The sequence below is a fragment of the Arthrobacter sp. AFG7.2 genome, assembly GCF_002892835.1.
In the GTDB taxonomy this organism is placed as follows: domain Bacteria; phylum Actinomycetota; class Actinomycetes; order Actinomycetales; family Micrococcaceae; genus Arthrobacter.
In genome coordinates, this window is sequence record NZ_PJMB01000012.1 from 104971 (window position 1) to 128263 (window position 23293).

The 23293-nt window shown below is 60.6% G+C and carries 22 protein-coding genes; 13 read left to right on the forward strand and 9 right to left on the reverse strand.

What is annotated here, in order from left to right:
* The first annotated feature begins 31 nt into the window (after positions 1-31).
* A complete protein-coding gene (locus tag CXX84_RS17320) occupies positions 32-637 on the forward strand; it encodes a TetR/AcrR family transcriptional regulator (RefSeq protein ID WP_102977959.1) in 606 nt (201 codons plus the stop codon).
* 80 nt (positions 638-717) lie between these two features.
* Here CXX84_RS17320 and CXX84_RS17325 read toward each other — a convergent pair whose 3' ends face one another.
* Positions 718-1692, reverse strand: coding sequence for a hypothetical protein (locus CXX84_RS17325; protein ID WP_102977960.1), 975 nt, complete (start codon positions 1690-1692; stop codon positions 718-720).
* A gap of 326 nt (positions 1693-2018) precedes the next feature.
* On the opposite strand from CXX84_RS17325, the gene paaA reads away from it, so the two are divergent.
* The 12 genes from paaA to galU all read left to right on the forward strand — a co-directional run bounded on the left by paaA (position 2019) and on the right by galU (position 12814).
* Positions 2019-3032, forward strand: a complete 1014-nt coding sequence (gene paaA, locus CXX84_RS17330) for a 1,2-phenylacetyl-CoA epoxidase subunit PaaA (RefSeq protein WP_102977961.1) — start codon at positions 2019-2021, stop codon at positions 3030-3032.
* Complete coding sequence (gene paaB, locus CXX84_RS17335; RefSeq protein ID WP_102977962.1) at positions 3029-3409, forward strand: 1,2-phenylacetyl-CoA epoxidase subunit PaaB; 381 nt, start codon at positions 3029-3031, stop codon at positions 3407-3409. Before paaA ends, paaB begins: the two co-directional genes overlap by 4 nt.
* Entirely contained in the window at positions 3406-4332 is a 927-nt protein-coding gene (gene paaC / locus CXX84_RS17340) for a 1,2-phenylacetyl-CoA epoxidase subunit PaaC (protein ID WP_102977963.1), read from the forward strand. Before paaB ends, paaC begins: the two co-directional genes overlap by 4 nt.
* A gap of 11 nt (positions 4333-4343) precedes the next feature.
* Positions 4344-4880, forward strand: a complete 537-nt coding sequence (paaD, locus tag CXX84_RS17345) for a 1,2-phenylacetyl-CoA epoxidase subunit PaaD (protein ID WP_102977989.1) — start codon at positions 4344-4346, stop codon at positions 4878-4880.
* Between the two features lie 9 nt (positions 4881-4889).
* Positions 4890-6131 carry a 1,2-phenylacetyl-CoA epoxidase subunit PaaE gene (paaE, locus tag CXX84_RS17350; RefSeq protein WP_102977964.1) on the forward strand — a complete coding sequence of 414 codons (1242 nt, stop codon included), beginning with the start codon at positions 4890-4892 and terminating at the stop codon, positions 6129-6131.
* 23 nt (positions 6132-6154) lie between these two features.
* On the forward strand, positions 6155-6943 hold the full coding sequence (locus tag CXX84_RS17355; protein ID WP_102977965.1) for an enoyl-CoA hydratase/isomerase family protein: 789 nt from the start codon (positions 6155-6157) through the stop codon (positions 6941-6943).
* A 238-nt stretch (positions 6944-7181) separates the two neighbouring features.
* Entirely contained in the window at positions 7182-7775 is a 594-nt protein-coding gene (locus CXX84_RS17360) for a hypothetical protein (protein WP_223253141.1), read from the forward strand.
* Positions 7776-8057, forward strand: a complete 282-nt coding sequence (locus CXX84_RS17365; RefSeq protein ID WP_102977966.1) for a PqqD family protein — start codon at positions 7776-7778, stop codon at positions 8055-8057. It begins immediately after the preceding gene.
* 23 nt (positions 8058-8080) lie between these two features.
* Positions 8081-9280 (forward strand): hypothetical protein, encoded by a 1200-nt coding sequence (locus CXX84_RS17370; protein ID WP_223253142.1) that lies wholly within the window; start codon positions 8081-8083, stop codon positions 9278-9280.
* 90 nt (positions 9281-9370) lie between these two features.
* The gene (locus CXX84_RS17375; protein WP_102977992.1) at positions 9371-10942 is read left to right on the forward strand and encodes a polysaccharide biosynthesis tyrosine autokinase; all 1572 of its coding nucleotides are present in this window, start codon (positions 9371-9373) and stop codon (positions 10940-10942) included.
* A gap of 84 nt (positions 10943-11026) precedes the next feature.
* Entirely contained in the window at positions 11027-11857 is an 831-nt protein-coding gene (locus CXX84_RS17380) for a nucleotidyltransferase family protein (protein WP_223253147.1), read from the forward strand.
* Between the two features lie 66 nt (positions 11858-11923).
* The gene (gene galU / locus CXX84_RS17385; protein WP_102977967.1) at positions 11924-12814 is read left to right on the forward strand and encodes a UTP--glucose-1-phosphate uridylyltransferase GalU; all 891 of its coding nucleotides are present in this window, start codon (positions 11924-11926) and stop codon (positions 12812-12814) included.
* Between the two features lie 18 nt (positions 12815-12832).
* On the opposite strand, the gene CXX84_RS17390 is transcribed toward galU, so the two are convergent.
* The 8 genes from CXX84_RS17390 to CXX84_RS17425 form a co-directional block, all read right to left on the reverse strand.
* Positions 12833-13231, reverse strand: a complete 399-nt coding sequence (locus CXX84_RS17390) for a VanZ family protein (protein ID WP_102977994.1) — start codon at positions 13229-13231, stop codon at positions 12833-12835.
* Positions 13232-13563: 332 nt separating this feature from the next.
* Positions 13564-14169, reverse strand: coding sequence for an LPXTG cell wall anchor domain-containing protein (locus CXX84_RS17395; RefSeq protein ID WP_102977968.1), 606 nt, complete (start codon positions 14167-14169; stop codon positions 13564-13566).
* 180 nt (positions 14170-14349) lie between these two features.
* On the reverse strand, positions 14350-16215 hold the full coding sequence (locus CXX84_RS17400; protein ID WP_223253143.1) for a DUF4012 domain-containing protein: 1866 nt from the start codon (positions 16213-16215) through the stop codon (positions 14350-14352).
* A complete protein-coding gene (locus tag CXX84_RS17405) occupies positions 16212-17525 on the reverse strand; it encodes a UDP-glucose dehydrogenase family protein (RefSeq protein ID WP_102977969.1) in 1314 nt (437 codons plus the stop codon). The genes CXX84_RS17400 and CXX84_RS17405 overlap by 4 nt, the downstream gene beginning before the upstream one ends.
* A gap of 62 nt (positions 17526-17587) precedes the next feature.
* The gene (locus CXX84_RS17410; protein WP_102977970.1) at positions 17588-19066 is read right to left on the reverse strand and encodes a sugar transferase; all 1479 of its coding nucleotides are present in this window, start codon (positions 19064-19066) and stop codon (positions 17588-17590) included.
* Between the two features lie 18 nt (positions 19067-19084).
* Positions 19085-20053, reverse strand: coding sequence for a GDP-L-fucose synthase family protein (locus CXX84_RS17415; RefSeq protein ID WP_102977971.1), 969 nt, complete (start codon positions 20051-20053; stop codon positions 19085-19087).
* Between the two features lie 3 nt (positions 20054-20056).
* Positions 20057-21085, reverse strand: a complete 1029-nt coding sequence (gene gmd, locus CXX84_RS17420; RefSeq protein ID WP_102977972.1) for a GDP-mannose 4,6-dehydratase — start codon at positions 21083-21085, stop codon at positions 20057-20059.
* Positions 21086-21123: 38 nt separating this feature from the next.
* Positions 21124-22455, reverse strand: a complete 1332-nt coding sequence (locus tag CXX84_RS17425) for a glycosyltransferase family 4 protein (protein WP_317614960.1) — start codon at positions 22453-22455, stop codon at positions 21124-21126.
* Positions 22456-23293: the final 838 nt, after the last annotated feature.

The window sequence follows — 23293 nt, forward strand, 5'->3', positions numbered from 1 at the left end:
TGTCTCCGTTTTGTCAATGTAAGGGTGAATCATGTCCACAACGGCACCTGGCAAAGGCCGCGGCCCCCGGGCTGACGCGCAGCGCAACAGGGACCACATCCTCGATACCGCGGCACAATACTTTTCCGAGCACGGGGTTTCAGGGTCGCTGGACGCGATCGCCAAAAAAGCCGGCGTCGGCGCCGGGACTTTGTATCGTCACTTCCCCAACAGGGAGGCGTTGCTTGCCGCGCTGCTGACCGCGCGCGACGAGGAGCTCGTGAAGCGGCGGGATGCCATTCGTGCCGAACCGGCAGGTGCCGCCAGCAGGCTTGAACAGTGGCTTGATGCCCTAATCGGCTGGGCCGGAGCGTTCGATGGGTTGCCTGAACCGCTGCGGACGGCGACCACCACGGAAACCTCTCCGCTGGGCATGACCTGCCAGGGGTATATCACCACTACCGACGAGTTCCTGCTGGCGGCCCAGAAAGAGGGCACCGCGCGGGCCGAGGTGCGGGGGCGGGACCTCTTCCTGGCCGCGCTTGCCACCAGCTGGGTGCGTGACGCAGCCATGGCCGACGAGTTCTCGGCCCAGGCCTTGAAATCCCTCACCAGGAACGGATGGGCCGCGTCCGGTACGGCAGATTCCGGGCATTAGGCCTCGTCCGGGCCAACAGCCCGCGCTGCGCATATTCCGTGTCGCCACCGAAATAGCACTCGCGCCAGGGAACATGCGCGTCATGATCGGATGTGCGCGTCGGAAACGGCAGAACGCGTCCGACGCCGGGCCACGCCTGCCGCTGCCAGCTTTCGTTCCAGCGTCCCTGGCTGCATGAGGTCGGCCCAGTCCCAGCGCACAACGTGCACTCCCGTGGAGCGGATCCGGTTTTCGCGGTTCTTTTCAGCGACCACCACCTGGGATGCGGACCGCCCATTAAGGAACCCGGCCTTGACGTACTTTTCCTCGCCGTCGAACTCGCCAGCCACCCTGGACTGCTTCCAGTAAAAGTCCGAGTAGCCCACCAGGCCGTCCCGGTCCCGAATCTCCTGTTGGAGGACCGGCGCTTCGAAGCCGGCCAGGTGGATCACGGCCCGGCTGAGGGATTCACCGGCTGAGCCCGAAGCAGGATCGGCGAATTCAAGCACCGCGCGGATCCTCCGGCCGGCAGCAGCGGAATAGTTCGAACCGATCCCGGCCTCCAGATCCGCCTTCGTCACGGCCGGCAGATTCCGGGCGCTGTCCGGCCGAAGCACGTGGTCCATCGGTACTACAGCTTCGGTGAAGGGCGTAAACGCAGCCAGGTCCAGGACGGTGCGGACGCGGCCGGTGACCAGCAGCCCTTCCCGGCTCACCACCTCCAAACCCGCCGGCGCTGCGAAGTGGCGGCTGACTCCTGCACGCGAGCGGCCGCCGTCGTTCTTTAACGTCAGTGCCTGGACCGGCTGGTGCTGGCCGACCGTCGGAATGCCCCACACGCTGGCCGCTGAGTGCCGGGAAAAGATGGTGGGCTTCTCGAACATTTCCGCAGCTGCCTGGACGCGGAGGCGGTACTGCTCCCAGGGCTTCAGCTTCCGCCATGCGGCACCGTCGGTGTAGATGCCGTGCCGGACGCGGACCAGGGTGCCCGCCTTAACCCGTCCGGCCAGCTCGTTCGGGGTCAGCCCATGAAGGATGCGGTCGCGGGCCAACAGGAGCGGTGGAAGATCCGGCATAGGCCAACGGTGCCAGCCGCGCGCAGCACTGAGGGAGGGGCCGGGGCCGGTATGTGGAGAACCATTCGTGACGCGCTGCTTCGTCCTCGATCCCCACATTCCATGACGCGCCCGGTATATGGCTGCGCAGGGGAATATGCGCAGCGAAACGGAGCGGGCGAGTCGCAGGGAAGGTACGACGGCGGCGCGCACCAGGGCGCGGGACCCGGGCAGGCATGGGGAACCGCCCGGCGTACCTTGACGCCCCAGTACGCTTCCGCATATCCTGAACGAACGGTCGGTAAATAATTCCGCACGTCCCAGAAGGTCTTTGCATAGGAGCAACCATGGCAGCGCAGAACTTGCAGTCAGTGCCAGCTGAGCTATCCCCGGAGGAACAGGCGGCCGCGCAACAGCGGGAGGCGGATGGCCAGGCCAACTTCGACCGCGTCATCGCCGAGGATTCCCGCATTGAGCCGAAGGACTGGATGCCGCCGGCCTACCGCAAGACCCTGCTGCGGCAGATTTCCCAGCACGCGCACTCCGAGATCATCGGGATGCAGCCGGAAGCCAACTGGATCTCCCGCGCCCCCAGCCTGAAGCGCAAGGCCATCCTCATGGCCAAGGTCCAGGACGAGGCCGGCCACGGGCTGTACCTCTACTCCGCCGCCGAGTCCCTGGGCCAGAACCGGGACGAGATGACGGACGCGCTGATCGCCGGCAAGGCCCGCTACTCGTCCATCTTCAACTACCCGGCGCTGACCTGGGCGGACATGGGCGCCATCGGCTGGCTGGTGGACGGCGCAGCCATCTGCAACCAGGTCCCGCTGTGCCGCGCCTCCTACGGCCCCTACGGCCGCGCCATGGTGCGCATCTGCAAGGAAGAGTCGTTCCACCAGCGCCAGGGCTTCGAGATCCTCCTGGAACTGTCCAACGGCACCCCCCAGCAGAAGCAGATGGCCCAGGACGCCGTGAACCGCTGGTACGCCCCGGCCCTGATGATGTTCGGACCGCCGGATGACGATTCGCCCAACTCCAAGCAGTCCATGGCCTGGAACATCAAGCGGTTCAGCAACGATGAGCTCCGCAGCCGCTTCGTGGGGATGATGGTGGAGCAGGTCCGGGTCCTGGGCCTCACCCTCCCGGATGACCAGGTCCGCTATAACGAGGACACGAAGAAGTGGGAGCACGGCCCGCTGGACTGGCACGAGTTCCAGGAAGTCCTGGCCGGCCGCGGCCCCTGCAACTCCCAGCGCCTTGAGCGCCGCAGGGAAGCGCACGACGACGGCGCCTGGGTCCGCGAGGCAGCCGCCGCCTACGCAGCAAAACAGTCAATGAAGACGAAGGAATACGCAGCATGAGCCCTCACGGCAACCCGGAAGCCCCCGCCAGCTCCGCCACCGAGATCAACCGCGAAGCCCCGAAGGCGTCCCCGGCGCCGGAAGAGCACCATGACCGCGGCGGCTGGGGCCTCTGGGAGGTCTTCGTCCGGTCCAGCCGCGGCCTGAGCCACGTGCACGCCGGATCCCTGCACGCACCGGATGCCGCCATGGCCCTGCGCAACGCCCGGGACCTTTACACCCGCCGCAACGAGGGCGTGTCCATCTGGGTTGTCCCGGCGGACGCCATCGCGGCCAGCGATCCGGACTCCAAGGGCGCGTTCTTCGAATCGCCCCAAGGCAAGGACTACCGCCACGCCACGTACTACACCAAGAGCGAGGGAGTGAAGCACCTGTGAGCAGCCCCGGATCAAACACCGAGACCACTACAGGCCACGGCGACATCTCCACCGGCGTGGCAGGCGGCGACTCCAACGCCAGCGCCACCCGCATCACCCCCGGCAACGCCCTCCGCCCCGAGGACATCGCGCTCGAAGTCCGTACCGGCCTGGCCAAGCCGTCCGAGGACACCGCCGAGTACGCGCTGCGCCTCGGCGACGACGCCCTGATCCTCGCCCAGCGCCTGGGCCACTGGATCTCCCGCGCCCCCGAGCTGGAGGAGGACATCGCCCTGGGCAACATCGCCCTGGACCAGCTCGGCCACGCCCGCAGCTTCCTCAGCTACGCCGGCGGCGCCATGGTGAACGACGACGGCTCTGCCAAGTCTGAGGACGATCTCGCCTACTTCCGGCGCGAGCACGAGTTCCGCTCGGTGCAGCTGTTCGAGCAGCCCAACGGCGATTTCGCGGCCACCATCGCCCGCCAGTTCGTGGTGAGCTACTACCAGTTCCTGCTCTACAGCCGGCTCACCGAATCCAAGGACGCCACCCTGGCCGCCATCGCCGCCAAGGCCGTGAAGGAAGTGGACTACCACCGCGACCACGCCGCGCAGTGGGTCCTCCGCCTGGCCGGCGGCACCGAGGAATCCCGGAAGCGCATGATCCACGGCTTCCGGATGATGTGGCCGTACGTGGAGGAACTCTTCCGCGATGACCACCTGACGGGCCACCTCGCTGAGGCGGGCATCGCCGTCGCGCCTTCCTCGCTCAGGGAGGAGTTCGACCGGCTCACAAGCGAAATCCTCACTGAGGCCGAGCTCGAGGTGCCGGACGTTCCCGCAGCCCCCGGTGGCGGCCGGCAGGGCAGGCACTCCGAACACCTGGGCTACATCCTGGCCGAGATGCAGGTCCTGGCCCGCGAGCACCCCGGAGCGAAGTGGTGACCGTCATGGACATGTACATCTCGGACTTCGAAACCAGGACCCGGCCCCGGCACAAAACGCAGGAGCAGGCGGCCTGGGACATCGCCGCCACCGTGGTGGATCCGGAGATCCCGGTGCTCAGCATCGCGGACCTGGGAATCCTGCGGGACGTCGAGGTCACGGAAACAGGAAAAGTCAGCGTCACCATCACGCCCACGTACTCGGGCTGCCCGGCCATGGACGCCATCCGCGATGACCTGAAGACCGCGTTCACCAAGGAGGGGTACACCGGCGTCGATGTGGACCTGGTGCTCTCCCCGGCCTGGAGCACGGACTGGATGACGGACGCGGGCAAGCAGAAGCTGCAGGAGTACGGCATCGCCCCGCCCACGGGAATGTCGGACGCGGCCCGGCACGCCGGCCCCATCCGCCTGACCATGGCCGTGAAGTGCCCGCAGTGCGCCAGCCTGAACACCAAGGAACTCACCCGCTTCGGCTCCACTTCCTGCAAGGCGCTGTACGTCTGCCAGGACTGCAAGGAACCGTTCGACTACTTCAAAGTGCTGTAAGGAAGCCCCATGCCTGTTGTCCGCCAGACTGCCGCCGAGGAGGCGCAGGCCACCGGCCGCCGTCGTCCGTCCTTTCACACCCTGGCCGTGAAGGAGGTGCGCCGGCTCACGGACGATGCTATCGAAGTCTCGTTCCACGTCCCGGCGGAGCTCGCCGGCAAGTTCGACTACCTGCCCGGCCAGTACGTGGCGCTGCGCACCAAGCTGCCCAATGAGGACGGCGAGCTGCAGGAGGTGCGCCGCAGCTACTCCATCTGCGCCGAGCCGCGCAGCTTCGAGGATGGCACCAGTGAGATCCGTGTTGCCATCAAGAAGGACCTGGGCGGGCTGTTTTCCACCTGGGCCAACGCGGAGCTGAAGGCCGGGGACACCCTGGACGTCATGAGCCCCATGGGCGCGTTTGTGTCCAAGCACGGCCGCGACGGCCAGGCCGTGGAGCAGAACCGGATGAACTCGATGAACAACCCGGAGGAGCTGGCGGGGGACGTCGCCTCGCAGGGGGAAGCGAGCTTCGTCGCCATCGCGGCCGGCTCCGGCATCACCCCGGTGATCGCGATCGCCCGAACGCTGCTGGCCGCCAACCCGGAGTGCCGGTTCGACCTGATCTACGCCAACAAGGCCGCCATGGACGTGATGTTCCTGGAGGAGCTCGCGGACCTGAAGGACAAGTACCCGCAGCGGCTGGCCATCCACCACGTTCTCTCCCGCGAGCAGCGGATCGCGCCGCTGCTCTCCGGCCGGATCGATTCGGAGAAGCTGCAGCAGCTGCTGGGCACCGCCATCCACGCGGACGATGTGGACGAGTGGTTCCTGTGCGGGCCGTTCGAGCTGGTGCAGCTGTGCCGGGACACCCTGGCCGAGCGCGGCGTGAAGCCGGAGAACGTCCGGTTCGAGCTGTTCACCTCCGGAAAGCCGGACCGCCCGGAGGGCAACGCCGGCCGTCCCGTGCTGGTGGATGAGTCCAAGGAGACGTACAAGATCACGTTCAAGCTGGACGGCCTGCAGGGCGAGGTGGCCAGTCCCACCCACGCCCGCGAGTCCATCCTCAACGCCGCGCTGCGGGTCCGCCCGGACGTGCCGTTCGCGTGTGCCGGGGGAGTGTGCGGCACCTGCCGCGCCAAGGTGGTCACCGGCAGCGTAACCATGGACGAAAACTACGCGCTGGAGCAGGATGAGCTGGACAAGGGCTACGTGCTGACCTGCCAGAGCCATCCCACCAGCAAGGAAGTCACCGTCGACTTCGACGTCTAAGTCTTTTCAACAGAAGGAGTTCCATGATTTCGCTCTCCATCAACAACGGCGTTGCCGAAATTGTCCTGGACGCCCCGCACAAGCTGAACTCGCTGGATGAGCAGGCGCTGAAGGATTTAGCCCAGGCGTACGACGACGCTGCTGCCGCCGCCTCACGCGGTGAGGTGCGGGCGCTGCTGCTGAGGGGAGAGGGTAGGGCCTTCTGCGCGGGCCGGGACATTCAAAACGTGACGCCGGAGAGCGACGACGCCGCCGCGTACCTGGGCGGGCTGGTGGAGCCGCTGCTGAAGAAGATGGCGGCTTTCCCGGCCCCGACGTTCGCTGCCGCCCACGGGGCCTGCCTGGGCGTGGGGCTGGGGTTGCTGCTGGCCACGGACGTGGTGTACGTGGCGGAGAACGCGAAGTTCGGCTCGCCGTTTGCCAAACTGGGGGCCACGCTGGACTCGGGCGGTCACTGGTACTTCACGGAGCGGCTGGGCATGCACCGGACGCTGGACCTGATCTACACGGCGGACCTGATCTCCGGGGTCGAGGCGGTGGCGCAGGGGATGTTCAGCCGGGCCATGCCGGCGGAGTCGTTATTGGAAATCACGCGCGGGATCGTGGGCCGGGTTGCTTCCGGGGCCACCGGTGCTTTCGTGGCGAGCAAGGAGCTGGTGGCGCACATCCGGGACCAGCGCCTGGGCCTGTGGGAAGCCATGCAGGAGGAGAACACCGAACAGGCGCGGCTCTGCAAGACCGACAATTATGCCGAGGGTTTCCGGGCGTTCCAGGAGAAGCGGGAGCCGAAGTTCACAGGCTTCGATGGTTGAACCAAGAGAACACACAAATTACCTTACGACTAAGTAGAAAACGCGCGTGCTGACATATAACAGCAGGTGAAACCGGTTTCTGCGATAACCTTGTTCTGATCTTGACGGTGCCTTGCAGGTTGGTTGCGGGATTCTTATGCCGCGTTGGGGATAGTAGGCGATGCCGGGAAAACCCGGCCATAGCAGTTGCCGGTCTTCAAGGGCTGGGCGGCGGCTGAAAACCTACCCGGGGGCGCACTTGTCTGAGGTTCTGAACGCGAAGTTAACTGGCAACAACAAAGAGAACGGTGTCAGCCGGCGCCGGGTCGTTGCGGGGGTGGCCTGGTCGCTGCCCGTTATAGCAACAGCCATCGCCGCTCCGGCCGCTGCGGCGTCCGGGATTAGTGCCACCACAGCATTGGTAGGCCAGGCTTCGCCCATCACGTTCCTCAGTTCAACGGGTACGGGTACAGGCACCAATCAGCCAGGAACAGGTCCCACGGGTTTCCAGATCCAGAACGCGGGCGCTCCATTTACAGGAGTTATCACGGGCACAGTCAACATCAAGCCGACCGGATCAGTAACCGCGGGTGCAGGCATTCAGTCCATGTCCACTGCCACGCTGACACCCGCATCTCCGGCATATACGGCCGCTTTTGAGTACAACGCCACCTTTGTTTACGCAGGCGGCATGACCAGCGGTCAAAATCTGAATTTCCCCATGACTTTCCAGTATCAACGCCTCAACGGGTCGCCTAGCAAGACGACCTTTAATTACACGTTGACGATCACCCTTAGGCTCCCGGACGGCACCGATCGAATATTGACCGGCGCACTGACGGTGGCCTACTAAATGGTCTGGAAACAGGGGGGCCTGGTCGCAGAAGTCCGCAGCGACCCAGCCAAGCGGGTCGCTTTGCTCCACTTGGACTCCACCCAGCCCGTGGTCCTGGAAGGCACTGCAGCAGTCATTTGGGACCTGATCGACGGGCAACGAACAGAGCAGTCCATCCTCGCTGAGCTAGAGGCCGGTTTCGAGGACCCCAGCGGCGAGATGCAGGCCCAGGTTGAAAGCTTCCTAGCCAGCCTCCAAGCGCAGCGACTCATCGAGGCGGCACACAACACTTCGCTTTAACAGCTTCAGGTCCGGGGGGAATCATGAAGAACGTTCAAATGGCGTGCGCGCCACTCCAGTTCGAGGAGCCGCTAAACGGCAGTGATCTGCTGTGTGTGGACGTGCTGGGCACGCAGTTCATTGTTCGCTGGGGCCGTGTGGTCACCGAGGAGCAGCGGCAGGCCATGAGCGCGGCATGGGCAAGGTGTTCCAGCAGCACCGGGCCACTGGTTCCGCAACTGCCCAACGAATCAACCGGCTCTCTACCCTTCAGTGCCTCCGTCGCATACCGGTCACCAAAGCCCGACGTCGGCACATTCCTGCTCCAGGCCGCCTCCTTCGAGGAGCTGGCTGAGAACCTCACCTCCCGGCTGACGGTGGCCGCCATCCTTTCAAGGGCCGGCGATCTCACAATGCTCCATGCCTGCGGAGTGGCGGACCCCGCAACAGGGACGGTGGTGGCACTGGTGGCAAAGTCGGGCACGGGCAAGACCACCGCGGCCTCAGTCTTGGCCCGGACTTACGGGTATGTCACAGACGAAACCGTAGCCATCGGCGCGGGCGGCTCGGTGTTCCCGTACCCCAAGCCGCTGTCTGTGAAGCAGGGGCCCGGTGAACCCAAACGCCAGGTGGGGCCGGACGCGCTCGGCCTCCTGCCAGCCCCGGCCAACCCCTTCATCCAGTCCATCGTCCTGCTGAACCGCGTCCAAGAGGACCGTCTTGCGGCCCCGGTACTGGAGAGGGTTCCGCTGGCCGATGCGCTGCTCGCCCTCATCCCGGACACGTCCTCGCAGGCCGAAATCAAGCAGCCGCTGGAATCACTCTGCCGCCTGATCGACAGCGTAGGGGGAGTCTGGCAGGTGACCTACTCAGAAGCCGCTGATCTCCCAGCAGCCCTGGAACCGTTGTTCCAGACGCAACCTAAGGCAAAGCCCGAATGGGAGGCCCGGGTAGCACAAGAGGCCGATTCCCGTCTCATGCCGGACGGCTGGGTCCGCCGTGCGGCAGCGAACGATGCTGTCGCCATCGGGGATGACCTGCTGGTGATGCTGGACAGCGAGATTGTGAGGCTCAGCGGAATCGGCCCTGCCATCTGGGAAGCCTCCGCCAGTCCGGTCAGGCCGGACCAGCTCACTGAAGAAGTCGCCAAGGTGCACGGCAGGCCGGAAGGCTACCGGGACGCCGTCGCCTCTGGGATAGGCGAGCTCATCGCTAAAGCAGTTCTGGAAAAGGGCCGCCAGTAGGCACCAATCGCGTGGGGGACCACCACTCGAAGCACTACCCCGGCAACGAAGACCGGGACAGGAATAAGAACTTGAGTGGAAGGAACCACCATGAGCACAACAGCCACCCCTGCGGAGTCGCCCGCTGGACTGGACCTGACGGATTACCTTCGCATGCTCCGAATATACTGGAAGGCAATTGTCGCCTTCGCCCTGCTGGCCACCTTGACGGCGGGCGGCTGGACAATCCTCCAGCCCAAGATCTACTCCTCCGATTCCAGCGGCATTGTGGTGACCCCCGGCTCGGACAACGTGAGCCTCTCACTCGCGGGGGACAGCCTGGCCAAGGCCAAGGTTAAGAACTACGAGTCTGTGGCAAAGTCGCGGCTGGTAGCGGACCGGGTCATCGCCTCCCTGGAGCTAAAAACCACTGCCGATGCCCTGCTCAACACCATCAGCGTGAAGGTCCCGCTAGACACCGCAGAAATTCGCGTGACCGCCCTGTCGAGCGACCCGGCCATCGCACAGCGCGTGGCTGGTGCCTGGGTCAACGGTCTCGCCGCTCAGGTGGAAGCGATCGAAACGGCTCCTCCAGCCGAAACAGGTGCTCAGCCCGGCACCGCGGCAACAGCTGACCCTGGGACGCCACCAACGGCCACCGCTGTCCGCGTGCTCCCACTTGGCAAGGCCGTCCTGCCCACGAGCCCCACTTCACCCAATGTCAAGCTCAACCTGGCGCTGGGTGCACTCGTCGGCCTGGCCCTCGGTGTGGCCTATGCACTGATCCGCAGGCACCTTGACCGGCGCATCCGCAAGGCCGCGGAAATTGAACGTCTTTTCGGGGTCCCAGTAATCGGCACTCTCCCTGTAGACCACCGTCTGGACGAGAAAAGCACGGTCCTGGACGCCGGTACCGCAGCGCAGGTGCACGACGCAGGCGGAGCGATGGCCGAGGCCCTCCGGGAGCTGCGCACTAACCTCAGCTTCCTTGATGTGGACCAGCCGCCCCGGATCATCGTGGTAACTAGCTCAGTGCAGGCAGAAGGAAAATCTACTGTCACGGCCAACCTTGCGGTCACCATGGCAGCAGCCGGTGAAAACGTGGTGGTGGTCGACGGCGACCTTCGCCGCCCAACGCTTGTAGACGTTTTCAACCTTGTCCCAGGAGTTGGTGTCACCGACGTCCTTACCGGCACCGCTGAGCTCGCGGACGTGCTCCAGCCCTGGGGCGCCCTGCCGAACCTCTCAGTCCTGGGCTCCGGCCGCATTCCGCCGAACCCCAGCGAGCTGCTCGGGTCCCGGGCCATGAAGAACATGCTCGATGCCCTGGCCGAAGAAGCAATTGTCCTGATCGACGCCCCGCCTCTACTTCCAGTGACGGATGCCGCCATCCTCTCCCGCGCCGCAGACGGCGCCATTGTGGTCATCCGGACGGGCAGGACCAGCCAGGAGCAATTGGCACAATCGTTGGGAAACCTTGAGAAGGTCAACGGGCGAATTCTGGGGGCAGTCCTCAATTACCTGCCAACGCGCGGAACAGACGCCTACTCCTACTACGGAACGTATACCTCCGCGGCCAATGCGGCGCCTTCTGCCGGCCTACCGCATGCCGGCACGCGGCAGGACAGCGAAGCCGAAGGCCTGCTGGACGTGGTGTCCGGCGGGCGCAGGGCTAAGGACTAGGTGGTTTCCGTGGCGGATACTGCGGTTCAGACACAGCTCAGCATCTCGGAGGGCGTGCTCCTCGGCCATGCCCTGGTCGTGCGTGTGGCGGAGAACTTGGGCATCCGGGCCTTCTTCATCAAGGGACCGGCATGTGTTATCCAAGGGCTGCGTGCGCCCAAATCCTCTAATGACGTGGACGTTTTCGTAGCACCGTCCGACTTGGAACACATTCTTCAGGGCCTGCGGGAGCGGGGCTGGCGGGCACGTCCCGCGGATCCGGACAGCAGGACCTTCCCCCAACATTCGGTTACGCTCCATCACCCTGAGTGGCCTTGCTGCATAGATGTCCACTTCCGGTTTCCCGGCATGGAACGTCCAGCCACTGACTGCTTTGAGGTCATGTGGGCGAGGACGGAGGATCTTAAACTGGCAGGACAAAAAGTGCGGGTTCCGTCAAAGGCGCTGGGAATCCTCATCTTGGCACTGCATGCCCTCCGGTCTGCCCATTTGCCGGCGTGCCGGCAGGAGCTGGAGTTCCTGTCGGAGCTCACCAAACAGCAATCGCACCTATCCGCCATCCTCGATATGACTACGGCTACGGGGTCTCTCGCCGCCATGCGCCCCTTCCTCGAGAACCTCCTTTCCAAAGGACCTGCCTTGGAGTGGCCACAACCATCGGTGGAATGGCGGAACCGCCTTATGAGCAAGGAACCTGGGAGCGCTCGGCTCCTTGCCATCGTCCAAGCCAGGTGGCCGGACAAACCAAAGATGCTGTCGCGCGCGGTATTCCCCAGACCGGAAGTCTTCCTCAGCGGCAACATCTATGCGGACATGTCCCTCCGCGGCCAACTGTTGCAGCACCGGGCAAGATGGGGCCGGTTCCTGAAGTCGATTCCACAGGTCATGCGAGACTTCAGAAGCCTCGGTGGTTAAGCGTGTTGCCACCCGGAAGGCCGATCTCAATTGCCTTTACCGGCCCGTAATTTGTAAGGTTCAGCTATGACAACGGGGAAAGCAATAACCAAAGCCGTCATTCCTGCTGCCGGATTGGGAACTCGCTTCCTGCCCGCCACCAAGGCAATGCCGAAGGAAATGTTGCCGGTGGTAGACCGGCCGGCCATCCAGTACGTGGTGGAGGAAGCCGTAAAGTCCGGCCTCACAGACCTGCTGATGATCACGGGGCGCAACAAGCGTTCCCTGGAGGACCACTTTGACCGCGAGCCCGGCCTGGAGCGCGCGCTGGAGCTCAAGGGGGACAAGGACAAGCTGGAGTCGGTGCAGTACGCCTCCGAGCTGGGCCCTATCCACTATGTCCGTCAGGGCGAGGCCAAGGGCCTGGGCCACGCGGTGCTGTGCGCTGCGCAGCACGTGGGCAACGAGCCGTTCGCTGTGCTGCTGGGTGACGACCTCATTGACGAGGCCGAGGACCTGCTCACCACCATGATGGAGGTGCAGCAGAAGTCCGGCGGTTCGGTGATCGCCCTCATCGAGGTTGATCCGGCCCAGATCAGCGCGTACGGCTGCGCAGACATCACTGCGGTCGACGGCGAGGATTACGTCCGCGTCAACAGCCTGGTGGAGAAGCCTGCCGTGGGGGAGGCCCCGTCCAACCTTGCCGTGATCGGCCGCTACGTCCTGCACCCGTCCGTGTTCGGCATCCTGGAGAAGACGGAGCCTGGCCGCGGCAACGAGATCCAGCTGACGGATGCGCTGCAGACCCTAGCCGCCGGCGAGGGCGAAGGTTCCGGTGTGTACGGCGTGGTCTTCAAGGGCCGCCGCTTCGATACCGGCGACAAGCTGAGCTACCTCAAGGCCGTCATCACGCTGGCTTCCGAGCGCGTGGAGTTCGGCGAGGACCTGAAGACCTGGATGAAGGGCTTCGTCAACTAGGCGACGCTGGAAACCTGTTTACAGGTCCGCTGCCGGACGGCGGCGGGCCTGCAGTTTTTTAAGAAGTGCCGTAACCAGGAGGGCGCCGATGACAGCACCTGACGCATTTGTGACAAGGTCCCCGGGGCTGGCAAAGCGGTCTTTGAGAAACAAAAGTTGGCCCAGCTCAATGCAGCCGGAAATCAGCAGGCCAAAAGCGCCAATCCTCCACCAGGGTTTTTGGAGAAAAGCAAGTGAGCTTATGAATCCGATGGGGATAAAGAGCGCTACATTTGCGGAAGCCTCGACAAATCTGTAGCTGAACCAGTCGGGTATTCCGTTGCGGTGAAGGAACCGGAGGATGCGCGCCAGGAGGCCCTGGATGGGCTGGTCCACCGGGGTGGGCCAGAAGGCGATGAGGGCCAGGGGAATCATCATGGCTATGAGGATCAAGCGCCAGAGCCGGACATTGTGGAGGAGCTTCAAGGAGTCCTCAGGTCGTCCGTAGAAGGGCTAGCGCAGCGACACTAAAGGCGGCAACCGCGAGTAGGAACAGAAGCCCGTAGCGGAGCACCTGCGGGCTGGGGAGGGGTAGGGAGAAGTCGTACTGCCGTGGTGCGCGCCGCCAATGTCTCCCCATAGTTCATATTGATACCACAGCTCGGCCGCTCGTTTTGGCGGCTTAATCTCTTGGAAGGTTAAACAAAGAAGGTGGGTGCTCTCCGTTTCGGGAGGACACCCACCTTCTTCGGTGGTTGTTGGTGGTGCAGTTAGGCAGCGACCTCGGACTTGGCGCGGCGGCGAACAACCACTACGGAGGTTGCGCCGGCAGCCAGTGCGCCCGCGCCCACCAGGGTCCAGAGGACCAGGCCGGAGTCGGCACCGGTGTTGGCCAGACCCGTTCCGGTGTTGGCCAGCGGAGCACCTGCGGTGTTGCCACCGGCGTTAGCCAGGGAAGCTGCAACAGTAACCGTGACAGGACCAACGACGACGCCAGATTCGGTGCCCTCGGCGGTGATGGAGTAGGTGCCGGCCTCGCTGATAGCGATCGGCAGGGAAACAGCACCCTGAGCGTCAGCGGTAGCCTGAAGGGTCTGGGCTTCGGCAACAACACTAATGCGTGCTGCTACGGAGCGGCCACCGGCGATGTTGGCGCCTGAGGCTGCCGGCGGCTGGCCGGGCGTAACGCGGATGATGAGCGGTTCGCCGGCGCGGAAGCCCTGGCCCCGGAAGACGAAGTTTTCGCCCGGGCCTACAACGCCGTCAGAAACAGCAGCGTTCGGCGGAAGCGCAGGGTAAGTGTTGGCAACGGCAGGAGCCGAGCCGATAAGGGCGATGGAGCCAGCAAGCGCGAGTGCGGCAAGAGTTTTCTTCATGAGTGTCCCCCCGGAGACGTTTAAGTTTTGATGTACCCGATTGTGAGGAAGTTTTCCTCTCCACACGAGACCTGTGCGGAACTACGGATAATGATCCCAAAGAAAAGGTACCATCTGCTCGGCGTTGTGAGCAATGTCAATCAAGACGGTTTACATAGTGTTAACGGGCAGTCCACATATCTAGCCGCAAGGAACTGTTTCTGTCGGCAATGTCACGTCTTTTACATCTTGAACAGTCGGCGTGACAACCACGTTAGGTTCGGTGTGCTGCACGATCTTCCCAAACGTAAAGTCAACTGTGCGGCTTTCGCCTGGAGCCAGTCGGATGGCCAGGATGCCCACAGGTCTGTTGCTGTGAAAGTAGGGCGCAAACTCTGTCTTCTGGCCATCCAGTTTCGCCGTTTCCACCTGAGCTTGGACAGGACCATAGGCGACGATGTTGGTCTGAACTGACCCCGGAGGAACTCCGAAGTTTCCGGCACCCGTCACATAGGTGGGTAAGGAGGTTGCAGCATCTGCCGGAGCAGTGTTAATGCTGGTTACCCGCAGAGTAATTTGCTCGTAGCCGTCCCTCGGGCATTCCTTGATTAGCTGTACCGTGCGCTTGACGTAGTAGTCCATCTTGGCGCCGGTGCCGTCGTTAAAATATGCCCCAAATTCCGCGGGGGCGACGCTTGGCCCCCCCACGGATCCGCTGACGGGGTAGTTCGCGAGAATGGCTTGTTCCCTAGCGGTCCCAGACCAAACCAAGACGCGGCCTTCATTCGTTCCGCGGGTGATTCCAGTGATCAGGGTAGCCGGCTCACTTCTGCCATCTGCTAAAGACTCGAAAACTCTTTCAGCTACTGATGCAAAATAGGCGTCCTGCAAGTCAGGCTGCTCTATGTGGCTGTAGACGTCTGAAAGGAGAGTTTGAACAAGGTTTTCGCTGGTAAGTTCCGTTGGCAAACCTGCCGTTCCGATGACGTTACCGTCGGGTTCATCCAACTTGACAGGACCAGTTGCTTGAAGGATGTAGCTTAGAGCTACGGGGTCGACGGACAGCACGCCGTCCACTTGTTGGCCTGTCTTTCGTTCCCACATAGCTTCAGCTGCTTGAGCAGCTGATGGAAAGTCAGGGGTCAGGTTGACGTCCTGCATGAACTTACCAAGGCGACCGGAATAGATCTGTTGCTGGGAACGGTCCACCGGAACAACCGGAACCATAACACCAATATCGCTTGCGCTGCTTTGTTCACCCAGGGTCAATTTGCCTTGGTTAAGATTCAGCACCGCGAGGGCGCCTGGGATCCCACCAGAAGCCCGCACTTCAGCATTGTTTTGGATTATTAACAGATAACTCCGCGACTCCTCTCCCCCTAGCATTGCGGGCAAAACCCGCGACGCATCTGCAGCGGCGTTGAGCGCACCGGTTACCTCGCGTAGTTGCTCACGGGCTTGCCTGAGGGGTTCTTGTACCTGCGGCAGTAACGTGCTTTCGTCTATCCGGTGCAGGCGATCTGCGGACGCCTGAACAGCATGGGCGGCGGACGTGACACTAGGTGACGCCGCTGCAAGGGCAGCCACATTTGTGCCTGAGCTGCTGGGTAGCAGCTTGTCCCATTCCAGAGACTGAGCAACGTCCGCCAGAGGTGCTAGGGCGAGAGTGGCTACGTCATCTGCTGAACGAGCCACTTCACCGACGGCGCTCAAGTTAGGGCCGATGCCTGGAACTACAGAGGTCATGACCCAGACAGGATCGCTGGCAGCTTCCTTGGCCAAAGCCGTATGTGCCTTAACGTCTTCAACGATAACCGCCGCTTGTGGAGCATTGTTCCCCTGCAGCTCTACTTTAATTTCGGGAAGCAACCTTGTTGCTGCTTCAAGTTCAGTACGAATAGTAGATGCCCGCCCAGCAATCCAGAGAACGCAAACGAGGCCGGCAATGACGGCGATGGCGGTGGAGATGCAGACAATAAGAAGCCGGCGACGTGGCCACTTACTCTTGCAGGAGCCGACAGGCATGAAGTCTTTGTCGCGCTCCCTATGTGAGTCGCGTGAGCTCACGGTCGGCCCATGCCCCTATAGATCCAACCTGCAGCCCGCCATTTGAAGGGTTCAAGAACGTTGCGGCCGTCCAGAATGCGCGGGTTAGCCACAGAACCCGCTAAATCGTATGGATCCAGAGCGAGGTACTGGTTCCATTCCGTTAAAAGAAGCAATGCATCGGCCTTCTGTACCGCTAGCTCGGTACTCGGCTCATAATGCAGTTCCGGGAAACGACGGGCGGCGTTCGGCAGCGCTTCAGGATCAGTTACTGTAACTACTGCCCCTTGAAGTTGCAATTGTGCTGCGATGCTCAATGCGGGCGAGTCTCGGACGTCATCGCTTTCCGGCTTGAAGGCTGCGCCGAGAACTGTAATTCTCTGACCAAGCAAGGAGCCACCACACAACTCGCGCGTAAGCTCAACTACCCGCGTTCTGCGACGCATGTTGATAGCGTCGACTTCTCTCAGGAATGTCAGCGCTTGATCGGCTCCCAATTCGCCGGCACGGGCCATGAATGCTCGGATGTCTTTCGGTAGGCATCCTCCTCCAAATCCAATGCCAGCGTTCAAGAACTTTCGACCAATTCTGTCATCCATGCCGATTGCGTCCGCAAGACGCGTGACATCGGCGCCTGACGCTTCGCACAGTTCGGCCATAGCGTTAATGAAAGAGATTTTGGTCGCCAAGAACGAATTAGCAGCCGTTTTTACAAGTTCAGCTGTCGGGTGGTCGGTAACCAAACGAGGTGTTCCAGTCGAGAGTGGCAGCGCATAGACTTCATCCAAAACCGCGACAGCAGCATGCTCCTCGGACCCGCCAGAGACTCCGTAAACGAAGCGGTCTGGTTTCAGAGTGTCGGACACAGCATGCCCTTCGCGTAGGAACTCAGGGTTCCAAACCAAGTGTGCTGTTGGTTCCTGGTCTACTACTGCGTGTGCGAGTCGAGATGCCGTTCCTACTGGAACTGTCGACTTCCCGACGACAACGTCCCCGGGCGATAGATAAGGCAAGAGCCCGTTCAATGCTGCATCGACATATGACAAGTCAGCCCCGTTCTCTCCCTTCTTTTGAGGAGTTCCGACACAAATGAAGTGCACGTTGCTCCCCGCAGCGGTCGACATGTCAGTTGTAAAGGATAGCCTTCCTGTTGATTGGACTTCTTCTAGTAGATCTTCAAGTCCTGGCTCGTAAAATGGAGCTTGGGCAGCAGACAAAGCTGCGACTTTTCGTTGGTCCACGTCTATGCCAACTACCTCGTGACCGAGTTTGGCCATACAGGCGGCATGGACAGCTCCGAGGTATCCACAACCTATTACTGAAATGCGCATTTATGCCTTCCCCCTATACCAGGATTTGCGGCCGTAGCCGCTAAAGTTCAACCCGATCCTGGTCAGACCGCGCCGGTGCTTGCAAATACAGCCTTGAAAGTTTTAAAGAGTATGACGACGTCGCCCATCAGAGACCAATTCTCCACATAGTAAAGGTCCAGCCTTATGCTTTCTTCCCAGCTTAGGTTTGACCGCCCGCTGACCTGCCAGAGTCCGCTCATACCAGGGCTGACGTATAAACGCCTATGGGCAGCATCGTCATACAGCGCAACTTCCCCTGCCCTTTGAGGTCGTGGGCCCACAAGACTCATGCTGCCGCCCAATACGTTAAGGAGTTGGGGAAGCTCGTCTAGGGAATACTTACGTAGAGTACGGCCTAGGGGGGTGATGCGAGGATCATTTTCTACTTTGAATAACGGCTTGTCGCTGGAACCCTGTGCTTCAAGGAGTTTAGCGAGTTCAGCATCAGCATTAACCTTCATCGACCGGAACTTCAGCATTTTGAAGGTCGTACCCCGCAAACCAATCCTTTCCTGCTGGTAGAACACAGGGCCCGGGTCTGTGATTTTGACGAGCACCGCGAGGATCAGAAACACAGGGGTAAGCAGAGCCACGAGTAGACCTGAAACCGCTATGTCGAATGTCCTCTTGGCAACCTTCTTACCTCCTGTCAGCTTGGGTGTAGATACATGTATAAGGGGTAGGCCGGCTACCGGTTGAGTGTGTATTCGTGGACCGGCAATGTCTGTCAGTGCGGGGGCTAGAATCATACCGATATCCCTAGCAGCCAGTTCCCAACCCAGCCTGCGCAGATCTTTTGGATGAAGATTGACCCCAGCCGAGACAGCAACAGCATCTACATCCGACGTGAGGATGACCTTGAGTATGGAGTCAAAGTCCTCTTGCGTTCCTGTTACGGGAACAGCTGAGCTGGGCAGGTGCGAAAAATGGTCTGAAGCACCGGGCAGGTGCGCCGCAATAGGAAAGTAACCGGCGGCAGGAGCACTCTTGAGCGAATCTGCGAGGTGCGCTGCTGAATGCGGCCCCCCAAGAATGAGCACTCTCAGCACACTCTTGCCATGCCTTCTTTCAAGGCTGAGATGCTGTCGAACCAACCAACGGGCGGCTAACAAACCTAAAGCCCCTGCTGGAAAGGCCAGTCCTACGAAGCCTCGAGCAGTATCGATCCGCAGTGCATACGAAATGACCGCCACAAAGCCGAAGAGCCATGCCGAGCCGGCAAGCACCCTTTTGTATTCTTCTGACCCGGAGCCAAGGACCTTTGCGTCCCTAGTGCCCCAAATGCCCAACATTAACCACCAAGCAACGACGAGTACCGCCGAAAGCAGCAAGTAATCCACGTCTCGTGCGGGACCGTTGTCGAGATCTGAGAATCCGAATCTTACACCGTAGGCACCAGCCACAGCCCAGACAACAACACCAGCATCGACTAGTTTGAGCCTGTTGGAGTATTTATGCCGCCAATTAGCAGGGTCCCGCACTGACAGAATGCCTTTTTTTTGTTGTAGTACCACGCTCATCCCCCAACCAAAACAGTCTTAAGACCTGATGTGGTTGGCGTTATTGCGATACCACGCAACAGTACCCTCAATGCCTTCGTATAAGCCGATGGATGCTTTCCATCCCGCCTCAGTAAGTTTGGAAACATCCAGCAGCTTCTGGGGAGTGCCATCGGGTTTAGTTGCGTCCCACGCCACATCACCTTCGTAGCCAACTGCCTTCGCAACTAGTTCAGCCAGTTCCTTGATGGTGACGTCGTTGCCAGTCCCCACATTTACTTGAGCGGAACCATCATAATGCTCGAGTAGATGAAGGCATGCGGAGGCCATGTCGTCAACGTGAAGGAACTCTCGCCGAGGTGAACCCGATCCCCAATTGGTAACCCTCAGGCTGCCTGCCGAAGCAGCCTCGTCATAACGACGAATAAGTGCTGGCAAGACGTGTGAACCTTCCGGCGAAAAGTTGTCGCCTGGACCGTACAAGTTAGTAGGCATAGCAGAAATCCACGGAAGCCCGAATTGCCTCCGAACAGCCTGCACGTGCATGATGCCAGCAATTTTTGCTATTGCATAGGCATCATTTGTGGGCTCCAAATGCCCCGTAAGTAAAGTGTCTTCACGAATGGGTTGTTCAGCGAATTTCGGATATATACAAGATGACCCCAAGAAAAGAAGTCGCTCGACTCCGTACTGCCGAGCGGCATCCAGGACATTGACTTGGATCTGTACGTTCTCGCTTAGGAAATCAACAGGGAAAGCGTTGTTGGCGAGAATACCTCCAACTTTCGCTGCGGCAAGGACGACGTAGCGAGGCCTTGCGCTCTCAAAGAAAGCAAAAACATCGTCACGGTTCTTGAGATCGAGCTCGGACGAAGAGCGCCCAATGATGTTCGTAAAGCCCTCCGACTTCAAGTTCCGCCAGATTGCGGAACCGACAAGGCCTCGGTGACCGGCCACGTAGAAGGGCGCGGAGCGTTCCAAGGGGGCTGGCGCGAAATCAATTTCCACTTGTCAGCCCCTCCAGCTTTCGAGGTCAACTTTATCGATCCAGCTGCTGCCAGCATGTTTCAGAGCTTCAATATCTGCATCAACCATGATGCGCGCCAGCTCAGGGGTGTGGACTGAAGCTTTCCACCCCAGCTTCGCGTGTGCTTTTGAAGCATCGCCGACCAGCGCGTCTACCTCGGTGGGACGAAGGTATCGCTCATCGAAACGGACGTGGTTCTCCCAGTTCAGGCCAACGTGCTCGAATGAGATCTCTAGGAAATCCCGGACGGTGTAGTTTCCTCCTGTTGCAAGAACAAAGTCTTCGGGCTCGTCGGCCTGAAGCATGCGCCACATCCCTTCGACATATTCGGCTGCGTAGCCCCAGTCGCGAACGGCATCCAAGTTACCCATGTAGAGGAGATCCTGTTTGCCTGCTTTGATGGCGGCAACTGCGCGAGTAATCTTTCGCGTGACGAAGGTCTCGCCTCGGCGAGGTGACTCATGGTTGAAAAGAACGCCATTGACGGCAAACATGCCGTAGGCCTCTCGATAATTCTTCGTTATCCAGTAGCTATAAACCTTGGCGGCACCGTACGGCGACCTCGGGTAAAACGGCGTCTCTTCGTTTTGTGGAGGAGGCGTCGCACCGAACATCTCAGAGGAGGACGCTTGATAAAACCGTGTTTCGATGCCGGACATCCGCACTGCTTCCAGTAGCCGAATGGTACCGACTCCAGTGGTGTCCGCAGTGTGCTCGGGCTCATCGAATGACACGCGGACGTGAGATTGAGCCGCAAGATTGTATACCTCGTGTGGCCGAATGTCCGCTAGGAGCGTGACCATTCTGGCTCCATCACTTAGATCGCCGTAATGAAGAAAGAGCTTTGCTTTGGGGTCATGAGGATCAACATAAAGGTGATCGACCCTGGCTGTGTTGAAGGTCGACGCTCTTCGAATAAGGCCGTGGACTTCGTATCCTTTGCCTAAAAGAAGTTCAGCAAGGTACGACCCATCCTGTCCTGTGATGCCAGTGATTAGTGCGCGCTTGGTCATAAGTTCCCCCAGTATGCGAAGTTAAAAGGTCGCATAGCCTAGCGGCCGCGCGACAACGCCAGACTCGTAATGAAATCATCATAGTGGGCAATCGCTGTTGCCTCGGACAATGTGTCTTGTTGGAACCTCTTACCGTTTGCAGCTAGCTGCTTAGAGCGGTCAGAGTCCCGGCTAAGGGCGTCTATCGCGAGAACTAGGGCCGCGGGATTACCTGCGTCAACCCGAACGCCAGCACCTGACAAGGCTATCTCTTCTGCCGTAACGCTTCCCTCGTCCGTTGCTGCCACTACTGGAACACCAGAAGTGAAGTAGGAGGTGAGCTTGCTCGGGACAGACATGTCGCGGACCCCAGGGAGCTCGTTAACCAGAAGAGCATCGGCAGACTGGAGAGCGGCCTGAAAGTCCCTTTGAGGCAACGAGTCAACAAATGTTAGATGAGTGAGGCCTCTACCGGCTGCCACCAAGGCTTCCTTTTGATTACCGTCTCCCATTAGCACGAACTTCACTCGACTTCCGGTCTCTTCCGCAATTCGGGCTGCAGCAACTACATTCTCGAGACCCTGCTTCTTCCCCATGTTGCCGCAATGCAACGCGATGATTTCGTTCTCTTGCCATCCGAGGCGCTGCCGAATTTCGGTGCGGCTTGTAGGCACCGCAGGCGGCAGATGAGTCCAGTTGCGGACGATACGGACAGCGTCAGGAGAAACATTCAGTTCACGCGAGATATATCGGGCGAAACGCTCATGAATCGCCACTACTCCGTGAGCGGAGCCAAGAATCATTCCCTCTAGCCGCGCCATACATCTTGCCGCTAGTCCTGGTTGCCCACCAGTCTCTACGATCCCCCGGCTGTAAAGATCTTGAACCCAGATCGAAACGCCCGGCCGTTTCCGGCCGCACTTCGCGCGTAACAAAGCAACCCCGCTGGAGAAAAGCGCAGGGCTGACTAAGAGCACGACATCCGGCCTTCCCCAATTCGCAAATAGCAACCTGAGACCAAAGCTAAGCTCCATGTGAAGCCGACCCACTGCAGTTGGACGTCTCGGGACGTGATGTCGAAGTCGAGTGATGGAAACCCCTTCGATGTCTTCCTTGCGGGACCATCCCTTGAATTCTTCGCTTACCTTCCATTCCGGGTAGTGAGGGTATCCAGTGATGACACGGACTTTATGGCCCCGTGCAGCCAGGCCCTCCGCCAGGCTAGTGGTGTAGGGAGCATTACCTGAAGGTTCCGGTGCGTAGTGCAAACCAAGTATCGCGATTTTGAGTTGTGGTGTGTTCACAAGATGCAACAATAGTGGCCGAGCGGAAGCAGCCGATAAGGGAGTAACAATGGAACGGACTTCACCTGAAAAGGGGAGCGAGGGCACCGTGAGAGTAGTCGAGTTGTCAGCGGCCCCTGGTGAACGAGCAGCTTGGGATCGGTCTCGCGCGACGGTGTACCTGTGGGGCGTGATGGAACAAGTGTTTGTCTACAACCCTTGGCAGATCAGCTCTTCGCTGCGTGTTGGCGTGCTTAGGCTCTTCGGAGCAGAGATCGGAGATGGAGTTATCTTTCGACCTCGTACCAGAGTGAAGTTTCCGTGGAAGCTTCACATCGATGATCACTGTTGGATTGGAGAGGGCGTCTGGCTGCATAACCAGGACGATGTTTTTGTGGGGTCGGACGTCGTGATTTCCCAGGACACATTTGTAACGACTGGAAGTCATGCTGTTAGAAGAGACATGAGCCTCATCACCAGGCCGATCCATATCTCGTCAGGTGCTTGGATAACGGCTCGCTGTGTAGTCTTGGGCGGATCCAGGATTGGGACTTCGGCAGTTGTAACCCCTAACACCGTAGTGCCCGCCGGAACTATTGTTCCCGATAACGCAGTTTTCGGTCAGCCGAATGCACAAGTTATCGGCGCCCGATTTCCCTCGAACTCATCCTCCGACTTAGAGAACTGATAATTACATGCCAGTAGGGTCAAAGTCACCTAGGTACGCCCTCTATTTAGCCGTCCTACCGAAATACAGGACCGAGTGCATAGAGATTCTCAAAAGCGCGCTTGGCGGGCAATTGCGAATATTGATAAGCCCTCATCACTTAGATGAGTCAGTCCGATCGGGAATTCCCGCCGAGTTATACGAGGAGGTCGCGATCTTGCGACTCCTTCGAAAGCGCGCGTTCGTGCAGCTTGGAGCTTGGATCGAAGAGCGTCGTGT

Bases quoted from the DNA above. Each gene is read 5' to 3' on its own strand.
- CXX84_RS17375 (WP_102977992.1), top strand. From the start codon at position 9,371: ATGAGCACAACAGCCACCCCTGCGGAGTCGCCCGCTGGACTGGACCTG.
- CXX84_RS17365 (WP_102977966.1), top strand. From the start codon at position 7,776: ATGGTCTGGAAACAGGGGGGCCTGGTCGCAGAAGTCCGCAGCGACCCA.
- paaA (WP_102977961.1), top strand. From the start codon at position 2,019: ATGGCAGCGCAGAACTTGCAGTCAGTGCCAGCTGAGCTATCCCCGGAG.
- paaE (WP_102977964.1), top strand. From the start codon at position 4,890: ATGCCTGTTGTCCGCCAGACTGCCGCCGAGGAGGCGCAGGCCACCGGC.
- CXX84_RS17410 (WP_102977970.1), bottom strand. From the start codon at position 19,066: ATGAGCGTGGTACTACAACAAAAAAAAGGCATTCTGTCAGTGCGGGAC.
- CXX84_RS17320 (WP_102977959.1), top strand. From the start codon at position 32: ATGTCCACAACGGCACCTGGCAAAGGCCGCGGCCCCCGGGCTGACGCG.
- gmd (WP_102977972.1), bottom strand. From the start codon at position 21,085: ATGACCAAGCGCGCACTAATCACTGGCATCACAGGACAGGATGGGTCG.
- CXX84_RS17395 (WP_102977968.1), bottom strand. From the start codon at position 14,169: ATGAAGAAAACTCTTGCCGCACTCGCGCTTGCTGGCTCCATCGCCCTT.
- paaB (WP_102977962.1), top strand. From the start codon at position 3,029: ATGAGCCCTCACGGCAACCCGGAAGCCCCCGCCAGCTCCGCCACCGAG.
- CXX84_RS17405 (WP_102977969.1), bottom strand. From the start codon at position 17,525: ATGCGCATTTCAGTAATAGGTTGTGGATACCTCGGAGCTGTCCATGCC.
- galU (WP_102977967.1), top strand. From the start codon at position 11,924: ATGACAACGGGGAAAGCAATAACCAAAGCCGTCATTCCTGCTGCCGGA.
- CXX84_RS17390 (WP_102977994.1), bottom strand. From the start codon at position 13,231: ATGATGATTCCCCTGGCCCTCATCGCCTTCTGGCCCACCCCGGTGGAC.
- paaD (WP_102977989.1), top strand. From the start codon at position 4,344: ATGTACATCTCGGACTTCGAAACCAGGACCCGGCCCCGGCACAAAACG.
- CXX84_RS17370 (WP_223253142.1), top strand. From the start codon at position 8,081: ATGAAGAACGTTCAAATGGCGTGCGCGCCACTCCAGTTCGAGGAGCCG.
- CXX84_RS17355 (WP_102977965.1), top strand. From the start codon at position 6,155: ATGATTTCGCTCTCCATCAACAACGGCGTTGCCGAAATTGTCCTGGAC.
- CXX84_RS17325 (WP_102977960.1), bottom strand. From the start codon at position 1,692: ATGCCGGATCTTCCACCGCTCCTGTTGGCCCGCGACCGCATCCTTCAT.